Here is a 17929-nt window from a genome sequence, read left to right as displayed (position 1 = left end):
TTAACAGATTCCCGATATCGGTTGTGTAATCAGATCAGCTTGTCCGGCGTGATGGGCAGGTCGCGGATCCGGCGTCCGGTGGCGTGGTAGATCGCGTTGCCGATCGCCGCCGTCATTCCGGTGCCCGGGGTCTCGCCGAAGCCGCGGGCGTTGAGTGCCTCGCTGGTCGGGTCGGGTTCGTCGATGAAGATGGTCTGGACGTGGGGGATGTCGGCGTTGACGGGCAGCAGATAGCCGGAGAGGTTCGGGTTGACGATCCGGGCCTGGTGGGGGTCGACCAGGGTGTGCTCGGTGAGGGCGAATCCGACCGCGCAGACCGCGCCGCCGATGGCCTGGCTGCGGATGGTTCTGCGGTTGAGGACTCGGCCGGCGTCGTACGCCCCGAGCATGCGCGTCACCCGGACCCGGCCGACCCGGGGGTCGACGCGTACCTCGGCGAATTCCGCGCCGACGGAGTAGCCGTGGGGAATGGGTACGGGGTCGGTGGTGGCCTCGACCGGCTTGGCGTGCCGGGTGAGGACCGTACGGATGTCTTCGCGGCGCCGGGGCCTGCCGGTCTCGTACAGGATTCCGTCCTCTACGGTGATCCGCTCGGCCGGAACCCCGTGCAAGGGGGAGCGTGGGTCGGCGACCGCGATGTCGATCACCGCCCGGCGGGCCGTGTCGCAGGCCCGCTTCACCGCGGCGCCGACGCCGGGAACGGTGGCGGACGCGACGGACATGAAGGCGAAGGGGTAGTCGGTGTCGCCGAGTTGGAAGTCGACGTCGGCCAGGTCCAGGCCCAGTGTCTGCGCGGCGATCTGGGACATCACCGTGTACGTGCCGGTGCCGATGTCATGGGTGCCGACCTGGACCACCGCCCTGCCCTCGGTGGAGATCACCACGCGGGCGCCCGCGCCCGGCCTGCCGCCCGCCGTGTGCGCGGCGGTGGCCATGCCCCAGCCGATCAGGGTGTCGCCGTCGCGCATCGACCTCGGCCGTGGATCGCGTTCGCTCCAACGGAACTTGGCGGCGCCCCGGCGGTAGCACTCGATCAGGTGCTTGCTGCCGAACGGTGCGCCGGTGGGCTCGGGGTTGACGGCGGTGTGGTTGCGCAGCCGGAGTTCGACGGGGTCGATGTCCAGTGCGTAGCTCAGCTCGTCGAGGGCCGACTCCAGGCCGAAGGAACCGACGGACTCCGGTGGCCTCATGAAACTCGGGGAGGGCAGATCGAGCCGTACCGCCCGCTGGGCGACGTGCACGTTGGGGCAGGCGTACAGCATGCGGGTGGAGTGACTGCCCGAGAACACGACCTGTTCGGTGCGGGTGACCTGGTGGGTGCTGACATGGTCGATGGCTGTGAGGGTGCCGTCCCGCCCGGCCCCGATCCGCAGGCGCTGGTGTGCTTCGCCGCGGTGCCCGTTGGACGTGAAGGTGTGGGCGCGGGAGAGCACCAGCTTGACCGGACGCCTCAGCTCCCGTGCCACGGCGGCGGTGAGCAGGGTGTGCGGCCACACCGGGCCCTTGGCTCCGAAGCCTCCGCCCAGGAACGGCGACAGCACACGCACGTTGCCGAGGGGGACGCCAAGTGCCTGGGAGACGCAGATCCTGGTGGCGTGGCCGCCCTGGGCGGATTCGTACACCGTCACCCGCTCGGCGCCGTCCCACTCGGCGGTCGTCGTGGACGGCTCGATGGGATTGTGGTGGTGCATGGGCGTGGTGTACGTGACGTCGATGCGGACGTCCGCCCGCGCCAGCCCCGCCGCCACGTCCCCGCGGGTGAACTCGTTGGGGCCCGACAGGCCCGGCGGAGGCACGTACGCCTCGTCCATCGCGTCGGCGACGGCGGATCGGGGCCGGCGGGCGTCGTAGGAGACGTCGACGAGCGTCGCCGCGTGCTGGGCCTGCTCCAGCGTCTCGGCGACCACGTAGGCCACCGGCTGGCCACTGTGGTGGATGTCCGGATGCTGCAAGGGGATGTAGCCCTTGAGGAAGCTGATGTACTCGGGCCGCGCCAGGTGCGGCATGTTCCGGTGGGTGAAGACGCCGATGACTCCGGCCGAGCGCTCGGCGTCGCTGGTGTCGATGCCGGTGATGCGCCCGGAGGCGACGGTGCTCATCACCAGGAAGCCGTGCAGCGTCCCGCGGACCGCGGCGTCCGCGGCGTAGGTGGCCGCACCGGTGACCTTGGCGCGACCGTCGATCCGGGGAACAGGGCTGCCTACGATCGGACTCATCGGTTGCCTTCCAGGTTGTCTCGGTTGCCTTCCAGGTCGTTGAGGATGTCGGCGAGGGCGCGCTGCACCAGCTCGACCTTGAACGCGTTGTGCTCGCGCGGCTTCGCGTCACGCACCAGGGCCCGGCCCGCCGCGGCGACGGTGGCGTCGGTCAGCGGCCGCCCGCGCAGAGCGTCCTCGGCCGCGTACGAGCGCCACGGCCGGGGCGCGATGCCGCCGAAGGCCAGCCGGACGTCGGTCACCACCCGCCCGCGCAGGGTCAGGGCGGCGGCCACGGAGACCACGGCGAACTCGAACGAGGCCCGGTCGCGCAGCTTCAGATACCGCGAGTTACGGGCCATCGGGGACTCGGGGACCTCGACCCCGGTGATCATCTCGCCGTGCCGCAGCGCGGTCTCCCGGTGCGGGGTGGCGCCGGGCAGGAGATGGAAGTCCTTGAGCGCGATCGAGCGTCGGCCGTCCGGTCCGAGGGTGCGCACGACGGCGTCCAGGGCGCTCAGCGCGACCGCCAGATCGGAAGGGTGCACGGCGATGCAGTGGTCGCTGCCGCCCAGGATCGCGTGCCGGCGGTTCTGCCCGTCGATGGCCGCGCAGCCGCTGCCGGGCTCGCGGCGGTTGCACGGGCTGCCGACGTCGCGGTAGTACCCGCAGCGGGTGCGTTGCATGAGGTTGCCGCCGATCGTGGCCCGGTTGCGCACTTGCGGAGACGCCGACGCCAGCAGGGCCTCGGAGATCGCCGGGAACCGCTTGCGGACCAGCGGGTGATCGGCCACCTCCCGCATCCGGGCCGTGGCCCCGACGCGCAGTCGGCCATCGCGCAACTCGATGCCGGAGAGGGGGAGTTCGCCCACGTCCACGACCAGGTCGGGGGCGAGTACGCCGTCCTTCATCAGGTTCGTCAGCTCGGTCCCGCCGGCTATGAACGCGGCTTCGTCACGGGATCGGGACGCGACCAGACCGACGGCCTCGGACGGACGTAACGTGCGCGCGTAGTCGAACGGCTTCATCGACCGGCTCCCTTAGCGGCGTCGCGCACCGCGTCGACGATGTTCGGGTAACAGCCGCAGCGGCAGAGGTTGCCGCTCATCCACTCGCGGATCTCCTCGTCCGAGCGGGTGTGGCCCTCGTCGATGCAGGCGACGGCGGACATGATCTGCCCGGAGGTGCAGAACCCGCACTGGAAGGCGTCCCGGCGGATGAACGCGGCCTGCACGGGGTGCAGGTCGTCGCCGCGGGCCAGGCCCTCCACCGTGGTGATCTCCCGGCCGTCCTCCATGACCGCCAGGGTCATGCACGACTTCACGCGCTCGCCCTCGATGAGCACCGTGCAGGCACCGCACTCGCCGCGGTCGCAGCCCTTCTTGGTGCCGGTCAGGCCGAGACGCTCGCGCAGCGCGTCCAGCAGGGTGACCCGGGCCTCGACCGTGAGCGGATGCTCCCGGCCGTTGATATGGAGCATCACTTCGGCCGTCGATACCGGGGACGCCACGCCCTCCGCGGCGGCGGGACGGACCGCGGCCGCCGCCACCCCGTCCATCGTGACCAGCGCGGCGGTGGTGACACCACCGGCTTTGAGCACGCTGCGGCGGCTGTGCCCGCCCGCTGAGACTTGCTCGTTCTCCGACATGCGTCGCTGTCTCCCTCTCCTCAAGGCGGGGTAGCGACGTCAACGGAAGCACGTTAGCGGCGATAGCGCAAGCATTGGAAACGGGATCTCGTTACCATCGCTACCTACGCACCGCGGGTCCGACGGGCTTTGTTACTCGGAATTTTCAACAAAGTGTTGACGTCGTCTTGTGGAGGGCGTTAGCTAGCGGCAGCCCGCTCAAGCACGCACGGCCGGTTACGGCCACGGAGGCTCCCGTGACTTCGACTTCCACGCCCCCGGGGCTGGCCCGCTTCAACGCCCTGGAGGAGCACGCGGCGTGCGCCGCACTGTACGAGGCCTGCGCCGCCACCGCCTGGGCCCGGCGACTGCTCGCCGCCCGCCCGTACGCCACCCCCGCGGACCTCTACGCCGCCAGCGATGCCGCGATGGCCGAGCTGACCGTCGTAGATCTCGAAGAGGCGATGGCCGGGCACCCGCCGATCGGGCGCCCCGAGCCGGGCGATCCCACCTCGGCGCGGGAGCAGCGCGGCATGGCCGGTGCCTCCGAGGGGCTCAAGGCGGAGATGCTGGAACTGAACCTGGCCTACCAGGAGAAGTTCGGCCATGTCTTCCTGATCTGCGCGACCGGCCGGACCGGCGAGCAGATGCGGGACGCGGTCAAGGAGCGGATCGGGAACTCGCCGGAGGAGGAGCGGGAGATCGTCCGCACCGAACTGGGGAAGATCAACCGGATCCGGCTCGCCCGACTCGTCGAAGAAGACTGAAGACTCGAAGACTCGTAGAAGAAGACTGAAGAGGAAGTCTGACGCCATGAGCACCAGCACCACCGCCTCCGTGTCCACGCACATCCTGGACACCAGCGTCGGCCGCCCCGCCGAGGGCGTCGCCGTCCAGCTCGCGGCCCGGTCGGGGCGTGACGCGGACTGGCGGGCGCTCGGCGGATCCGCGACCGACGCGGACGGCCGGTGCAAGGACCTCCCGGCGCTGCCGGAGGGGACCACACACGTACGGCTCGACTTCGCAGTGGAGCCGTATTTCGAGAAGAAGCAAGCCGATGCGCAGCAGGACGCCCCCGCGAATCGGGACAGCGGTGCCGTGTTCTTCCCCGAGGTGGCGATCACCTTCGCCGTGCGGCCCGGGGAGCACTACCACGTGCCGCTGCTGCTCAACCCGTTCGGCTACTCCGTTTACCGAGGGAGCTAGCAGACAATGGCAGTCAATTCCCGCCCAACCCACCCTGTGATTCTCGGCCAGAACCAGTACGGGAAAGCAGAGAACCGCGTCGTAAAGATCACGCGGGACGGCGCCACCCACCACATCAAGGACTTGAATGTATCCGTGGCGCTCTCCGGCGACATGGACGAGGTCCACTACTCCGGCTCCAACGCCAATGTCCTGCCGACCGACACCACCAAGAACACGGTGTACGCGTTCGCCAAGGAGCACGGCATCGAATCCGCCGAGCAGTTCGGCATTCATCTCGCCCGGCACTTCGTCACCTCGCAGGAGCCGATCCACCGCGCCCGGATCCGTATCGAGGAATACGCCTGGGAGCGGATCGAGAGCTCCGACGCCAACTCCCAGTTCATCGGCGCCGACGAGGTCAAGCACTCGTTCGTACGGAAGGGCCAGGAGACCCGGCTGACCCAGATCACGTACGACGGCTCGCAGTGGGAGGTCGTCTCCGGCCTCAAGGACCTCGTCGTGATGAACTCGACGAACTCCGAATTCTGGGGCTACGTCAAGGACAAGTACACGACGCTCCCGGAGGCGTACGACCGCATCCTGGCCACCCAGGTCTCGAGCCGCTGGCGGTTCAACTGGTCCGACGACGAGCAGAAGATGCCCAACTGGGAGAAGTCCTACGAGCAGACCAAGAAGCACATGCTCCAGGCCTTCGCCGAGACCTACTCGCTCTCGCTCCAGCAGACCCTGTACCAAATGGGTTCGCGGATCATCAATAACCGCAGCGAGATCGACGAGGTCCGTTTCTCGCTCCCGAACAAGCACCACTTCCTGGTGGACCTGGAACCGTTCGGTCTGAAGAACGCCACCGAAGACGGTGCAGTGTACTTCGCCGCCGACCGCCCGTACGGCCTGATCGAGGCCACCATCCTGCGGGACGGCTGCGAGGCGAGGATCCCGGTCGATCTCAGCAACCTCTGATCAACTCCATATCCTCGGCACCCGCGGCCGGTGAGTTTCATGGCCGGCCGCGGTACTCAAATTCCCAGGGTCCTGCCGTGCCCTCTCACTGTGAGTCCACTGAGCGAAAAGGACGCATCATGGCAGCAGCCCAGCGCATCGTCATCGAGAACTGTTCGATCGCGACGGTCGACGCCACCGACACCGAGTACGCCACGGGCTATCTCGTCATCGCCGGCAACCGCATCGAGGCGCTCGGCCCGGGCAAGGCCCCCGAGGGCCTGGAGAACGTCGTACGCCGCATAGACGCCACCGGCCACCTGGTGACCCCCGGTCTGGTCAACACCCACCACCACTTCTACCAGTGGATCACCCGGGGCCTGGCCACCGACCACAACCTCTTCAACTGGCTCGTCGCCCTGTACCCGACCTGGGCGCGCATCGACGAGCCGATGGTGTACTCGGCCGCGCAGGGGTCCCTGGCGATGATGGCCCGCGGCGGTGTCACCACCGCCACGGACCACCACTACGTCTTCCCGAAGGGCTCCGGCGACCTGTCCGGCGCGATCATCCGCGCCGCCCGCGAGACGGGCGTCCGCTTCACCCTCGCCCGCGGCTCCATGGACCGCAGCGAGAAGGACGGCGGGCTGCCGCCGGACTTCGCCGTGGAGACCCTGGACGGTGCGCTCGCCGCGACGGAGGCGACCGTCGACGAACACCACGACGACTCCTTCGACGCCATGACGCAGGTGGCCGTGGCCCCCTGCTCGCCGTTCTCGGTGTCGACCGAACTGATGCAGCAGGGTGCCGAGTTGGCGCGACGCAAGGGCGTACGGCTGCACACGCACGGATCGGAGACGGTCGAGGAGGAGCAGTTCTGCAAGGAACTGTTCGGCATGGGCCCGACCGACTACTTCGAGTCCACGGGCTGGCTCGGCGAGGACGTGTGGATGGCGCACTGCGTCCACATGAACGACTCCGACATCGCCGCGTTCGCCCGTACGAAGACCGGTGTCGCCCACTGCCCCTCGTCCAACGCCCGGCTCGCGGCCGGTATCGCCCGCGTCCCCGACATGCTCGCCGCCGGCGTCCCGGTCGGCCTCGGCGTCGACGGCACCGCGTCCAACGAGTCCGGCGAACTCCACACCGAACTGCGCAACGCGCTCCTCATCAACCGGCTCGGCGCGCACCGGGAGGCGGCGCTGAACGCCCGGCAGGCGCTGCGCCTCGGCACGTACGGCGGTGCCCAAGTCCTGGGCCGCGGCGCGGAGATCGGCTCGCTGGAGCCGGGCAAGCTGGCCGACCTGGTGCTGTGGAAGCTGGACACGCTGGCTCACGCTTCGATCGCCGATCCGGTGACGGCGCTGGTCTTCGGTGCGGCTGCTCCGGTCACTGCGTCGTTCGTGAATGGGCGTCAGATTGTGGAGGAGGGGCGGCTGTTGCACGTCGACGAGGACGCGATTGCGCGGTCGACGCGGCAGGAAGCACAGCGGTTGGCGCGGATCGCTCCGCGGTAGGTCGTAGCTCGTCTGCGGCGCCGTCGTGGCTGGTCGCGCAGTTCCCCGCGCCCCTTCGGGGCGCTCCTCACGAGGGGCGCTTTAGCCGTAAGGCAACTTGATCTCCGGTCGGGAGGGACGGCTCCCGGCCGGTAGCCGTGGACCCCAACAGGGTTCGCGGCGGCCGTCGCCGGGGTGCGCATGGACGTGCGCGCCCCGGAACGGTCCCGTCCCCCTCCCCAAACGGTCCCGCACGACCGCGCATCACCTCCTTGAAACCCACGTCAGAGCCGACGTGCTGTCAACCGACCGGAGGAGCCGCCCGTGTCCGCCCACCCCGTCGACGAAAAACTCCCCGCCGCCAGGATGGCGACGACCGGCCTGCAACATGTGGCCGCGATGTACGCGGGAGTCGTCGCCCCGCCTCTGATCATCGGCGCGGCCATCGGCCTCTCCGGAACCGAACTGACCTTCCTCACCGGCGCCTGCCTGTTCACCGCGGGACTCGCCACGTTCCTCCAGACCATCGGCGTCTGGAAGATCGGCGCCCGGCTGCCGTTCGTCAACGGCGTCACCTTCGCCGGTGTCGCCCCCATGACCGCGATCGTCGCCTCCACCGAGGACAAGTCCGACGCGCTGCCGATCATCTTCGGCGCGGTGATCGTGGCGGGGCTCCTCGGCTTCATCGCCGCCCCCTTCTTCAGCAAGGCGGTCCGCTTCTTCCCGCCGGTCGTCACGGGGACGGTGATCACGCTGATAGGTGTGTCACTGCTGCCGGTCGCCTTCGGATGGGCGCAGGGTCCAGACCCCGCCGCGGACGACTACGGCTCGACGACCTACCTGGGCCTGGCGGCGGCGACGCTCGTGATCGTGCTGCTCCTGCGCCGCTTCACCCGCGGCTTCGTCAAGCAGATCGCCGTCCTGCTCGGCCTGGTCGTGGGCACGCTCGTCGCGATCCCGTTCGGGGCCACGGACTTCGGCCCGGTGGCGGACGCGGCCGTCATCGGCTTCCCGACGCCGTTCCACTTCGGCGCCCCGCAGTTCCAGGTCGCCGCGATCGTGTCGATGTGCGTCGTGATGGTGGTCTCGATGACCGAATCGACCGCCGACATGCTGGCGTTGGGCGAGATCGTCGATCGCCCCGCCGACGAGAAGACCATCGCGGCGGGCCTGCGCGCCGACACCCTCGGCTCGGCGCTCAGCCCGCTCTTCAACGGCTTCATGTGCAGCGCCTTCGCACAGAACATCGGCCTGGTCGCGATGACGAAGATCCGCAGCAGGTACGTCGTCGCCACCGGCGGCGGATTCCTGGTGCTGATGGGCCTGTGTCCGGTCGCCGCCTCGCTGATCGCCGTCGTACCGCGCCCGGTGCTCGGCGGCGCGGGCGTCGTCCTGTTCGGCTCGGTCGCCGCGAGCGGCATCCAGACCCTGGTGAAGGCGGGCCTGGAGAAGGACAACAACGTCCTGATCGTGGCCGTCTCCCTGGCCGTCGGCATCATCCCGATCACCGCGCCGGAGTTCTACCACGCCTTCCCGGAGACGGCGAGGATCGTCCTGGACTCGGGCATCTCCACGGGCTGTGTGGCCGCGGTGGTCCTGAACCTTCTCTTCAACCACCTGGGCAATCGGCGGGACGCCCAGGACGTCACCCATCCCATGGAGGCCGGCGAACACATCGCCGCCGCCCCTTGAACCTGGGGGCGCGCGTCGGGGAACTCACTGTGCGCCGGGACCGGCCCACGCCATCAGGTTCGCGAACAACTCGGCCTGCTCGATCGCGTCGTCCAGCGCATGGTGCGTGTGCCGGCGGCGCGACAGCAGCTCACGCGGCATGGTCCCCTTGGCAACTGCCCTGAGCGGCAGCCCCGCCTTCGTCGCGTACAGCGTCTTCATGTCCAGGCAGCCGGAGTGCCCGAACGGGCTCGCGCCGGTGAAGCGGATCAGGTACCAGTACAGGAACGTCCAGTCGTACGACGCCGGGTACCCGCACATCACCGGCTGCGCCCCGGAGCTGACCTCGCGCACCCAGTCGCTGAACTCGGCGAGGGCGGTGGCCGGTTCACCGCCCTCCCGCTCGAGGCGCTCCCGGTCCAGCCCGCTCACGGCCAGCGCCTCCGGCACGAACTCCGCACTGATCGGGCGCAGCTCCCGATAGAAGGTCCGCTCCACCGGATCGGCCGGCGTGAACCCGTCGGCGTCCTGCACTCCGGCCACCGCCGCGCCGAAGCTGAGCATGGAGTACGGACCGGGGATCGGGCCGTCCGCTTCGATGTCGACGGAGATGTAGAGGCTGGGTCTGGAACGTCGTGCGCTCATGGAGTGGGAGCTTCCCAGGTGGCCGGGGATCCCGCATCCGGATTCCGCCGTTCTTGCCGCCGTCCGGGCAGTCACGGGAGTCTGTTGCCCTGCCGCGTGCGCAGCACGGCCGCCGCCAGTACCAGCGCCCCCACCGCGATCACCGTCGCCACCCGGAACGCCAGCTGATACCCCTCCGCCGTGGCCGTCACCGAGTCCGCGCCCCCGGCGAGCAGCCCGTCCGTCCGGCTCGCCGCCAGTGTGGAGAGCACCGCGAGCCCCAGTGAACCTCCCACCACCTGCGTGGTGTTGAACAACCCGGAGGCCAGGCCGGCGTCCTCCTCGTGGGCCCCGGACATCGCGAGCCCGGTCAGCGCGGGCATGGCGGCGGCGAAGCCGGTGGAGAGCAGGAGGAGCGGCGGGAGTACGTCCGTGAGGTACGAGCCGTCCACGGGGGCGCGGCTCAGCAGGGCCATGCCCGCGACGATGAACGCCAGCCCCGTCAGCAGGACCCGGTACGCGCCGTAGCGGCCGATGGTCCGCGCGGACAGGCCCAGCATCAGTACGCCGATCGCGACCGGCGCCGGCAGGAAGGCCGTGCCGGTGGCCAACTCGCCGTAGCCGAGGACCCGTTGGAGGTAGAGGGCGCCGATGAACTGGAAGCCGTACATGGTCGCGATCATCAGGATCTGGACGGCGTTCGCGCCGGTCAGCAGGCGGGAGGAGAAGAGACGCAGCCGGAGCAGGGGGCGGGCGGCGCGGGCCTGGCGGAGTGTGAACGCCACGAACAGGGTGACGGCGAGTGCGGCCAGGAGCAGGGTGGCGGTCAGGTCGCGGTCGCCGGAGCCGACGATGACGTACACCGTGAGCATCAGCGCGCCGGTGACCAGCGCCGCTCCCGGATAGTCGGCGCCCCGGCCCAGCCCCTCGCCCCGGTCCGGCGCCAGGACGCGCAGCGCCGCCAGCCATGCGGCCACGCCGATCGGCAGGTTGATCAGGAAGATCCAGTGCCAGCCGAGGGCCTGCGTCAGCGCCCCGCCGAGAAACGTGCCGAGCGCCCCGCCCGCCGCGCCGACCGCGCTGAACACCGCGATCGCGCGGGCCTGTTCACGCGGCTCCGGGAACAGCGCGACCAGCATGCCGAGGACGACCGCCGAGGTCATGGCCCCGCCCACCCCTTGCAGGGCACGCGCCGCGATCAGCGCGCCCTGGCTGGTGGCGACCCCGCACAGCACGGAGGCCGCCGCGAACACCGCGAGCCCCGCGGCGAACATCCGTTTGCGCCCTATCAGGTCACCGAGCCGGCCGGCCAGCAACAGCAGGCCGCCGAACGGAATCAGATAGGCGTTGACGACCCAGGCCAGGCCCGGACCGCTGTAACCCAGGTCGCTCTGGATCGCAGGCATGGCGACCGTGACGATATTGCCGTCGAGGATCGTCATCAGCGTCCCCGCGCACAGCACGACGAGGGACGCCCAGCGGGAGTACGTTCGGTGTGGCGCGTGGGTGGGGCGCTCGGTCAGGGACGACATGGCGGTCCGGCCTCCGCATTCTCCGTGAGTCTCCATGGGTCTCCGTGAGACCCATTGGTGCACGACTTGTAACGGGGAACATCGTGGGTGACCATGGGGGTGGGGGTAAGGAGGCAGTTCGATGTCCCAGAGGAACACCGGTGTTACCGTCCAGGTCGTGAACGCGCACGCGTGCCCGGTCCGCGAAGTTCTTGACAGGGTGGCGGGCAAATGGAGCGTCCAGATCCTGGTCGCCGCGGCGCACGGCCCGATCCGCTTCACCGAGTTGGAGCGCAGCATCGAGGGCATCAGCCGCCGCATGCTGACCCTGACGCTGCGCAACCTGGAGCGCGACGGCCTCGTCACCCGCACGGTGCACCCGACGGTGCCGCCCAAGGTGGAGTACGAACTCACGCAGGTCGCCCGCGAGTTGCACGAGACGCTGCAGAGCCTGACGGACTGGGCGGAGCGCAATCGCGTCTATATCGCCGAGTCCCGCGCGGCCTACGACACCGAGCACCAGCCGGAGTTGACGGACGCCTGAGGCCGACGGCTCATCGTGAAGCACGCCGGTTGAACTCACTGGGCCGCGGGCGGCGGGCCGCAGGCGGCGGGAGGTGGCCACCGTCACCGCCGCCCAGGGTGCGAAGCCGCCGAGGGCGGGGGCGCTGTCACCGCCCGCGGCAGCGGCTCGGTCAGAGACCGAACAGGCTCGGATCGGCGGCCAGTTCCTTGAACCGCTCGTGCGGTGCGGCGACCAGCTTGCGGGCCGTGAGGTCCAGCAGTCCGCCGACCGCCGTGATCTCGGCGGCCACCGTGCCGTCGGTCTTGCGGATGGTCTGTTCGATGCGGAAGGTCTTCCCCTCACTCCAGACGAAGGCGCAGGTCACCTCGACCTCGTCGCCCGCGACCAGCTCCCGCCGGTAACGGATGGTGGTCTCCAGCGCGACAGGCCCCACGCCCTGGGCGATGAGGCCGGACTGAGTGATTCCGGCCTCCTTCAGCAGCGACCAGCGGGCGTGCTCCGCGTAGTTGACGTACACGGCCTGATTGAGGTGACCCTGCACATCGGTCTCGTACCCGCGGACGGTCACCCGGACGGAAAACGGCTCGCTCACGGTTTTCCCTTCACATACTCGCCATCACGGCATCGTCGATGTTCTGATCGATCGATCTTGGCATGCCCATAACCCTCTTCACGCCCGGCTAGCCCTCTTCACGCCCGGCAGTCCTCTTCACGCCCGGCGCGGAGACGCCAGCAGATATCGGACCCTCGTGCGCGGCTCGGTGTACTCGCCGGCCTGCCAGCCCGCCTTCTCCAACGTCGCCGCGCAGGCGCGGAGCGCGTCGACGTCCGGTTCGTAGACGGCGACGGCCTCCGGCTGCGGGGTCGCGATCACGCGGTAACCGGGGGAGTCCAGCCCGGCGGGGCGATGCCCGGCCGCTTCCAGGGCGAGGGCGGCGGCCTGCACCAGATGGCCGCGTTCCCAGCCGCACGGCCGGTCGGTGGCGCCATCGGGGTTGGTCATCCGGCGCAGCTCGAGCAGCCCCGTCCAGGCGCTGTGCACTTCACGGACCCGGGAGGGGTCCGTTTCCGGCACGTCCTCCTCGCCGCCGACGCGGGCGGCGAAGACCCCGGTCGCCGCCGGGGGTGTCCGGACGGTCGGCTCCGGAGCGGCCTCGGGCTCCTCGTCCCGTATCCGATGCCCCGCCGGTGTCAGAAAGTGATCGTGCGGAGGCCGCGGATGCCGGAAGGCCAGCCCCCGCTTCACCAGCGCCTCCAGCTGCGCCTCCGTACCCCTGAGCCGCCCGGTCACCGGATCGGCGGCGTCGATGACACGCCGCTGCGCGGCGGTCGGCGGTCGTGTCACGGCGTACTCCTCCCCGGTCCTCTCCTCGGTCCCCGACCTCTCGGTCAGCCCATTCGAAGGCTACGACCCCGGTGTGACAATCGGGTCGATGCAGACAGGGCTACGACCTCGGGGTCCGGCCATGCAGCCAACCGGATCGGGCTATGACTGCAGGGCCCGGCCATGCGGCCGAACGCGGCCGGACGCCCGTTCCGCGCTAAGACGCCCGAGCCCTGATGTTCCACCCCGCGATCACCGGTCGCCCATGTTCCGTGCCTTGGCGAGCATGCGGTCGGCGAGTCCCTCGACCTGTTCCGGGGGCTCGCCGGGGGCCTCGGCGAGCCCCCGTCCCTGAACAGAGCCAGTCAGGCCGCTCGCGCTGGATCTCGACGGTGTGACGCCCTCGTAGCTGCCGTAGCGCCATTCCCGCAGATCCACATCGACCCGCATCTCCCGCAACCTGATGAGCTGCGCCGTCTCCCGCGCCCGTTGCAGCAGGCTGACGAATGCCGCCCCGATCCGGTGCGAGCGGATCAGCGGGACCAGGCCGCGCGCCTCCTCCCGCCCGTGCTCGGTCAGCGGGACCAGGCCGCGCGCCTCCTCCCGCCCGTGCTCGGTCAGCGGGACCAGGCCGCGCGCCTCCTCCCGCCCGTGCTCGGTCAGCGGGACCAGGCCGCGCGCCTCCCGCCCGTGCTCGGTCAGCGGGACGTCGGTCCAGCGGTGTGCCGTCCTGACCTGGACCACTCGGTCTCCCCGTGCCGGACCAGCAGAAGATCATCCATGCCTCACAGGCTATGGGCCCACCGTTCCAGCCGCGCGAACTCCGCCTCCCGAAGTCCCCGGCGCGGGTCGATCCGCAGCAGCAGCGCCGGCCCGTCGTGGTGCTCGGCGACATGCCGTACGTCCAGATCGGTGACCATGTCGTCGACCCACACGAACGGCCGCCCGGCCGCCCACTCCACGACCCGCCGCGTCTTCCAGTACAGCCCGTCGGGGTCCTTGGCGAACAGGTCCGTGAACTCGATGACCGGCAGATTCCCCGGCAGCCCGATCACCGGCGCGATCATCTCGTTGGCCTCGTGCATCCAGGTCGTCGCCCAGGCCAGCTCGTACGGCAGAGCCAGCAGCCGCGCCCCATGTCCGGGATGCAGCCGCACGCGAAGCCCCCGCCGCAGCCGCCACGACCCCGGCGCCTGCCGGGCCGACCAGGTCGTGGGACGCAGGCGACGTGTCACGTAGCCCCGGTGCCGGGTGAACACGGCGCGGTACGGGTTGAGGGGGCCGTCGACGTCGAGGAGCAGCAGGGGGCGGTCGCTCATGGGAGGCGACCTACCCGGCGGCTACTGCCGGTACCCGCTCAGGAACCGCCCGATCCGGCCGATCGCCGCCTCCAGGTCCTCCGCGTGCGGGAGGGTGAGGATGCGGAAGTGGTCGGGGGTGGGCCAGTTGAAGCCGGTGCCCTGGACCACCTGGATCTTCTCCCGGAGCAGCAGGTCGAGGACGAACTTCTCGTCGTCGTGGATCTTGTGGACGGACGGGTCGAGACGCGGGAAGGCGTACAGCGCGCCCTTCGGCTTCACGCACGACACCCCCGGGATCTCGTTGAGCTTCTCCCAGGCCACGTCACGCTGTTCGCGCAGACGCCCGCCCGGCGTGGTGAGATCGCGGATGGACTGCCGGCCGCCGAGCGCCGCCTGAATCGCGTACTGGGCGGGCGCGTTGGCGCACAACCGCATGGAGGCCAGCATGGTCAGGCCCTCCAGGTAATCGCGCGCGTGCTGCCTCGGGCCCGTCACCACCAGCCAGCCGGAGCGGAAGCCCGCCACGCGGTACGTCTTCGACAGGCCGCAGAAGGTGAGGACGACCAGGTCGGGCGCGAGCGCCGCGGTCGAGTGGTGCACGGCATCGTCGTACAGGATCTGGTCGTAGATCTCGTCGGCGAAGACCATCAGGCCGTGCCGCCGGGCGAGGTCGAGGATGCCCTCGATGATCTCCTTCGGGTACACCGCCCCGGTGGGGTTGTTCGGGTTGATGATGACGACGGCCTTGGTGCGGTCGGTGATCTTCGCCGCCATGTCGTCCAGGTCCGGGTACCAGTCGGCCTGTTCGTCGCAGAGGTAGTGAACCGCCTTGCCTCCGGCGAGCGTTGTCACCGCGGTCCAGAGCGGGAAGTCGGGCGCCGGGATCAGGACCTCGTCGCCGTCCTCCACCAGCGCCTGTACGGCCATCGAGACCAGCTCGGACACGCCGTTGCCGAGGAAGACGTCGTCGACGCCGACCTCCAGGCCGAGGGTCTGATAGCGCCCCGCCACGGCCCGGCGGGCGGACAGGATGCCGCGTGAGTCCGTGTAGCCGTGTGCCTGCGGGAGCATCCGGATCATGTCCTGGAGGATCTCCTCGGGCGCCTCGAAGCCGAAGAGCGCGGGGTTGCCGGTGTTCAGGCGCAGCACGCTGTGGCCGGCCTCCTCCAGCGCGTTGGCGTGTTCGATCACCGGGCCGCGGATCTCGTAACAGACCTCGCTGAGCTTGCTCGACTGCCGGAACTCCATGCGCCCCTCCGGTATCTGGTGTTGCTTGGTTTTACCAAGTGTGAGCTTGGAAAGTCCAATGACACGTCTAGACTGCGTCGCATGTCACCTCGCCGAAGCTACGACCAGTACTGTTCCGCCGCCCGGGCGCTCGACCTGATCGGCGACCGCTGGACCCTGCTGATCGTCCGGGAGCTGCTGGCCGGTCCCCGCCGCTACACCGACCTGCACGCGGATCTGCCGGGCGTCAGCACGGACGTACTCGCCTCGCGGCTGAAGGACATGGAGCGCGACGGGCTGACGACACGCCGACGCCTGCCCCCGCCGGGTGCCGCGTATGTGTACGAACTCACCGGACGCGGGCGGGAGTTGCTGCCGGTCCTCCAGGCTCTGGGCACGTGGGGGCAGGCCGAGCTGGGCGAGCGGCGGCCCACCGACGCCGTACGGGCGCACTGGTTCGCGCTGCCCCTGCTGCGGTCCCTCGAAGGCCAGGGAGTGGTCGAAGTCCGGCTGGAGGAGGGCGAGTTCCATGTGCACGTCGGGGCCGAGGAGGGACCCGTGTACGGCGAAGGACCCGCGCCTCGGGAGCCCGACGCCCGGCTGGTCCTGGACGCCGGTACGTGGGAGGCGGTCGGGCGGGGCGAGTCGAGCCTGGCGGACGCGGTACGGGACGGCCGTATCACCGTGACCGGCGAGGGGACACTGGCCAAGGCGCTGCGGGAGGCATGAGGGGCGCAGGGGGCCGCCGCTAGCCGACGGTCTCCCACCGCAAGGGGTTCGGGAGCCCGGCCCACTGATCACCGGGCGTCCCCGGCGACAGTCGCATCAGCGTCAGCGCCTTCGTGGGCAGCGGTTCCTCGAGCAGTGCGGCGAGATCCGGGGTGCGCGGCAGCTCCCGTACGGCCGTCTCCAGCGCCGCCCGCAACGCCGTACCCGAACCCGCCGTGCCCGCGAGCGCCCCGGCCACCAGCGAGCCGAACAGCTTGCGCCGCAACGTCGTCTCGTCGTCCGTGACGACCCGTCCGGTCAGCTCCGGCAGCGGGATGCCGTGCCGGGCCAGCCGGGCGGGGCTGACGCGGATGTCGGCGAGGTCGCGGTAGACCAGCCGCAGCGGTGCGCCCGTCGGGGACAGCACCACGAGGAGGTTCTGGCCGTGCGCCTCCAGAGCGACGCCCAGCTCCAGCAGGCGCAGGCCCACGGTGAGGGCCAGCCGTGCGAAGTCGGCCAGCCAGGCGGGGGACCGGGGCAGGTCGGTGGTGGCGAGCGCGGCCACCGGCACGACCCGCTCGCCGCGCGCCTGGTCGCCGTACACCTGGGGTGACTCCCGCAACACGGCGGCCAGGTCGGGGGAGTGGGCGGTGATCGCGCCGATCGTGCGGGTGGTGTGCAGCAGACCGTCCGTGTGCGCCGCCATCCGCTCGGCGAACGCCGACAGGATCGCCGATGTCGAGATCGACCACTGGGAGATGTCCCGCACCGAGGACGTCAGCCGGGTGCTCAGCGCCGTCTTGACGTGCGGGCCGCCGACGCCGGGCAGGGCGAGGGTGCGCAGGGACATCAGTGGATGCGCGACGGCGTCCAGGTCCAGGGGGCGCTTGAGAACGTGCTCCGCCTGCCAGGGATGCACCGGGATCAGCAGCCGCTCCCCGTCCCGCATACGGTCCGGCCACTCGCCCGTCACCAGGCACTCCCGCGCCCCGACCGGAATCAGCCCCAGCCGCACATGCGAGCTGTGCTCGGGGCCGTACGCCAGCTGCTCGTCCACCGAAAAGCCGGGCCGGGAGCGGCAGTTGGGGTGGAACGGATGCCCGTCGACGACTCGCTGCTCCCACTCCCAGTCACTGTCGGGCCACTCCCTCGAATGGCCCTTCTGCCCGGCCCGGGACAGCGCCAACGACGCCGCGCTGTGCGCGAGCTCGGAGGCGAAGTACGCCCCGTGCGGTACCGCGAGCCCCGTCATCAGCCGGGCCGGATCGTCGTACGACACCCGGTCGAGCCGTACGGCGGTGACGTACGCGGAGGTGGCGTACGGGTCGGCGACCGGGCCGTGCAGCCGCCGCCCGTCGGACAGCCGCAGCACACCCGGCCCGCGCTCGGCGATCCACGGCAGCGGCTCATGGGCCAGCGCCCGCCACAGCCGGGTCAGCACGGCCGCCCGCGCGCCGGGCAGCTCGGCCGTGTACCGCGACACGAGATCGGGGCGTACGACGGCCAGCTCGTCGGCGACCTCGGCCTCGACGGTGGGGGGGCGATGCACAGGCGGGCTCCTAAGCTTGCGG

The 17929-nt window shown here is 70.4% G+C and carries 18 protein-coding genes and 1 pseudogene; 7 read left to right on the top strand and 12 right to left on the bottom strand.

The window, feature by feature from the left end; genetic code table 11:
- Nucleotides 1-29: 29 nt before the first annotated feature.
- From OG828_RS11275 to OG828_RS11265, 3 genes are read right to left on the bottom strand one after another with little or no spacing between them, the layout of a single operon-like run.
- Nucleotides 30-2216 carry a xanthine dehydrogenase family protein molybdopterin-binding subunit gene (locus OG828_RS11275; RefSeq protein WP_328501019.1) on the bottom strand — a complete coding sequence of 729 codons (2187 nt, stop codon included), beginning with the start codon at nucleotides 2214-2216 and terminating at the stop codon, nucleotides 30-32.
- Nucleotides 2213-3223: an FAD binding domain-containing protein gene (locus OG828_RS11270; protein ID WP_328501018.1), complete on the bottom strand. Its 1011-nt coding sequence runs from the start codon at nucleotides 3221-3223 to the stop codon at nucleotides 2213-2215. The genes OG828_RS11275 and OG828_RS11270 overlap by 4 nt, the downstream gene beginning before the upstream one ends.
- On the bottom strand, nucleotides 3220-3843 hold the full coding sequence (locus OG828_RS11265; protein ID WP_328353710.1) for a (2Fe-2S)-binding protein: 624 nt from the start codon (nucleotides 3841-3843) through the stop codon (nucleotides 3220-3222). The genes OG828_RS11270 and OG828_RS11265 overlap by 4 nt, the downstream gene beginning before the upstream one ends.
- A gap of 236 nt (nucleotides 3844-4079) precedes the next feature.
- Between OG828_RS11265 and uraD the strand changes: the two genes are divergently transcribed.
- The 5 genes from uraD (at nucleotide 4080) to OG828_RS11240 (ending at nucleotide 9158) form a co-directional block, all read left to right on the top strand.
- A complete protein-coding gene (gene uraD, locus OG828_RS11260; protein WP_328501017.1) occupies nucleotides 4080-4589 on the top strand; it encodes a 2-oxo-4-hydroxy-4-carboxy-5-ureidoimidazoline decarboxylase in 510 nt (169 codons plus the stop codon).
- A 46-nt stretch (nucleotides 4590-4635) separates the two neighbouring features.
- Nucleotides 4636-5028: a hydroxyisourate hydrolase gene (gene uraH / locus OG828_RS11255; protein WP_328437753.1), complete on the top strand. Its 393-nt coding sequence runs from the start codon at nucleotides 4636-4638 to the stop codon at nucleotides 5026-5028.
- Between the two features lie 6 nt (nucleotides 5029-5034).
- Nucleotides 5035-5991 (top strand): factor-independent urate hydroxylase, encoded by a 957-nt coding sequence (pucL, locus tag OG828_RS11250; RefSeq protein ID WP_328353702.1) that lies wholly within the window; start codon nucleotides 5035-5037, stop codon nucleotides 5989-5991.
- A gap of 119 nt (nucleotides 5992-6110) precedes the next feature.
- Nucleotides 6111-7487, top strand: coding sequence for an 8-oxoguanine deaminase (locus tag OG828_RS11245; RefSeq protein ID WP_328501016.1), 1377 nt, complete (start codon nucleotides 6111-6113; stop codon nucleotides 7485-7487).
- Nucleotides 7488-7790: 303 nt separating this feature from the next.
- Nucleotides 7791-9158, top strand: a complete 1368-nt coding sequence (locus tag OG828_RS11240) for a nucleobase:cation symporter-2 family protein (RefSeq protein WP_328501015.1) — start codon at nucleotides 7791-7793, stop codon at nucleotides 9156-9158.
- Nucleotides 9159-9182: 24 nt separating this feature from the next.
- Here the strand turns inward: OG828_RS11240 and OG828_RS11235 are convergent, their stop codons facing one another.
- A complete protein-coding gene (locus OG828_RS11235; RefSeq protein WP_328501014.1) occupies nucleotides 9183-9782 on the bottom strand; it encodes a 3'-5' exonuclease in 600 nt (199 codons plus the stop codon).
- Nucleotides 9783-9853: 71 nt separating this feature from the next.
- Nucleotides 9854-11293: an MFS transporter gene (locus tag OG828_RS11230; RefSeq protein WP_443062387.1), complete on the bottom strand. Its 1440-nt coding sequence runs from the start codon at nucleotides 11291-11293 to the stop codon at nucleotides 9854-9856.
- A 121-nt stretch (nucleotides 11294-11414) separates the two neighbouring features.
- Between OG828_RS11230 and OG828_RS11225 the strand changes: the two genes are divergently transcribed.
- Nucleotides 11415-11816 carry a winged helix-turn-helix transcriptional regulator gene (locus tag OG828_RS11225; protein ID WP_328437749.1) on the top strand — a complete coding sequence of 134 codons (402 nt, stop codon included), beginning with the start codon at nucleotides 11415-11417 and terminating at the stop codon, nucleotides 11814-11816.
- Between the two features lie 151 nt (nucleotides 11817-11967).
- Here OG828_RS11225 and OG828_RS11220 read toward each other — a convergent pair whose 3' ends face one another.
- The 6 genes and pseudogenes from OG828_RS11220 to OG828_RS11195 all read right to left on the bottom strand — a co-directional run bounded on the left by OG828_RS11220 (nucleotide 11968) and on the right by OG828_RS11195 (nucleotide 15671).
- On the bottom strand, nucleotides 11968-12390 hold the full coding sequence (locus OG828_RS11220) for an acyl-CoA thioesterase (protein ID WP_328353684.1): 423 nt from the start codon (nucleotides 12388-12390) through the stop codon (nucleotides 11968-11970).
- A 117-nt stretch (nucleotides 12391-12507) separates the two neighbouring features.
- Nucleotides 12508-13143, bottom strand: a complete 636-nt coding sequence (locus OG828_RS11215; RefSeq protein ID WP_328501013.1) for a hypothetical protein — start codon at nucleotides 13141-13143, stop codon at nucleotides 12508-12510.
- Between the two features lie 231 nt (nucleotides 13144-13374).
- Nucleotides 13375-13659, bottom strand: a complete 285-nt coding sequence (locus OG828_RS11210) for a histidine phosphatase family protein (protein ID WP_443062498.1) — start codon at nucleotides 13657-13659, stop codon at nucleotides 13375-13377.
- 171 nt (nucleotides 13660-13830) lie between these two features.
- Nucleotides 13831-13904 (bottom strand): annotated as a pseudogene (locus OG828_RS49510) (histidine phosphatase family protein); the annotation flags it as partial.
- A 3-nt stretch (nucleotides 13905-13907) separates the two neighbouring features.
- Entirely contained in the window at nucleotides 13908-14441 is a 534-nt protein-coding gene (locus OG828_RS11200) for an HAD domain-containing protein (RefSeq protein ID WP_328353675.1), read from the bottom strand.
- Between the two features lie 21 nt (nucleotides 14442-14462).
- The gene (locus OG828_RS11195; RefSeq protein ID WP_210571778.1) at nucleotides 14463-15671 is read right to left on the bottom strand and encodes a pyridoxal phosphate-dependent aminotransferase; all 1209 of its coding nucleotides are present in this window, start codon (nucleotides 15669-15671) and stop codon (nucleotides 14463-14465) included.
- 81 nt (nucleotides 15672-15752) lie between these two features.
- Here OG828_RS11195 and OG828_RS11190 point away from each other — a divergent pair, with 81 nt between their 5' ends.
- Nucleotides 15753-16379, top strand: coding sequence for a winged helix-turn-helix transcriptional regulator (locus tag OG828_RS11190; RefSeq protein ID WP_328501012.1), 627 nt, complete (start codon nucleotides 15753-15755; stop codon nucleotides 16377-16379).
- A 19-nt stretch (nucleotides 16380-16398) separates the two neighbouring features.
- Here the strand turns inward: OG828_RS11190 and OG828_RS11185 are convergent, their stop codons facing one another.
- On the bottom strand, nucleotides 16399-17907 hold the full coding sequence (locus OG828_RS11185; protein WP_328501011.1) for an IucA/IucC family protein: 1509 nt from the start codon (nucleotides 17905-17907) through the stop codon (nucleotides 16399-16401).
- Nucleotides 17908-17929 lie beyond the last annotated feature (22 nt).

Origin of the sequence: Streptomyces sp. NBC_00457, assembly GCF_036014015.1 — a bacterium.
In the GTDB taxonomy this organism is placed as follows: domain Bacteria; phylum Actinomycetota; class Actinomycetes; order Streptomycetales; family Streptomycetaceae; genus Streptomyces.
This window is presented reverse-complemented; position numbering and strand designations above follow the sequence as displayed.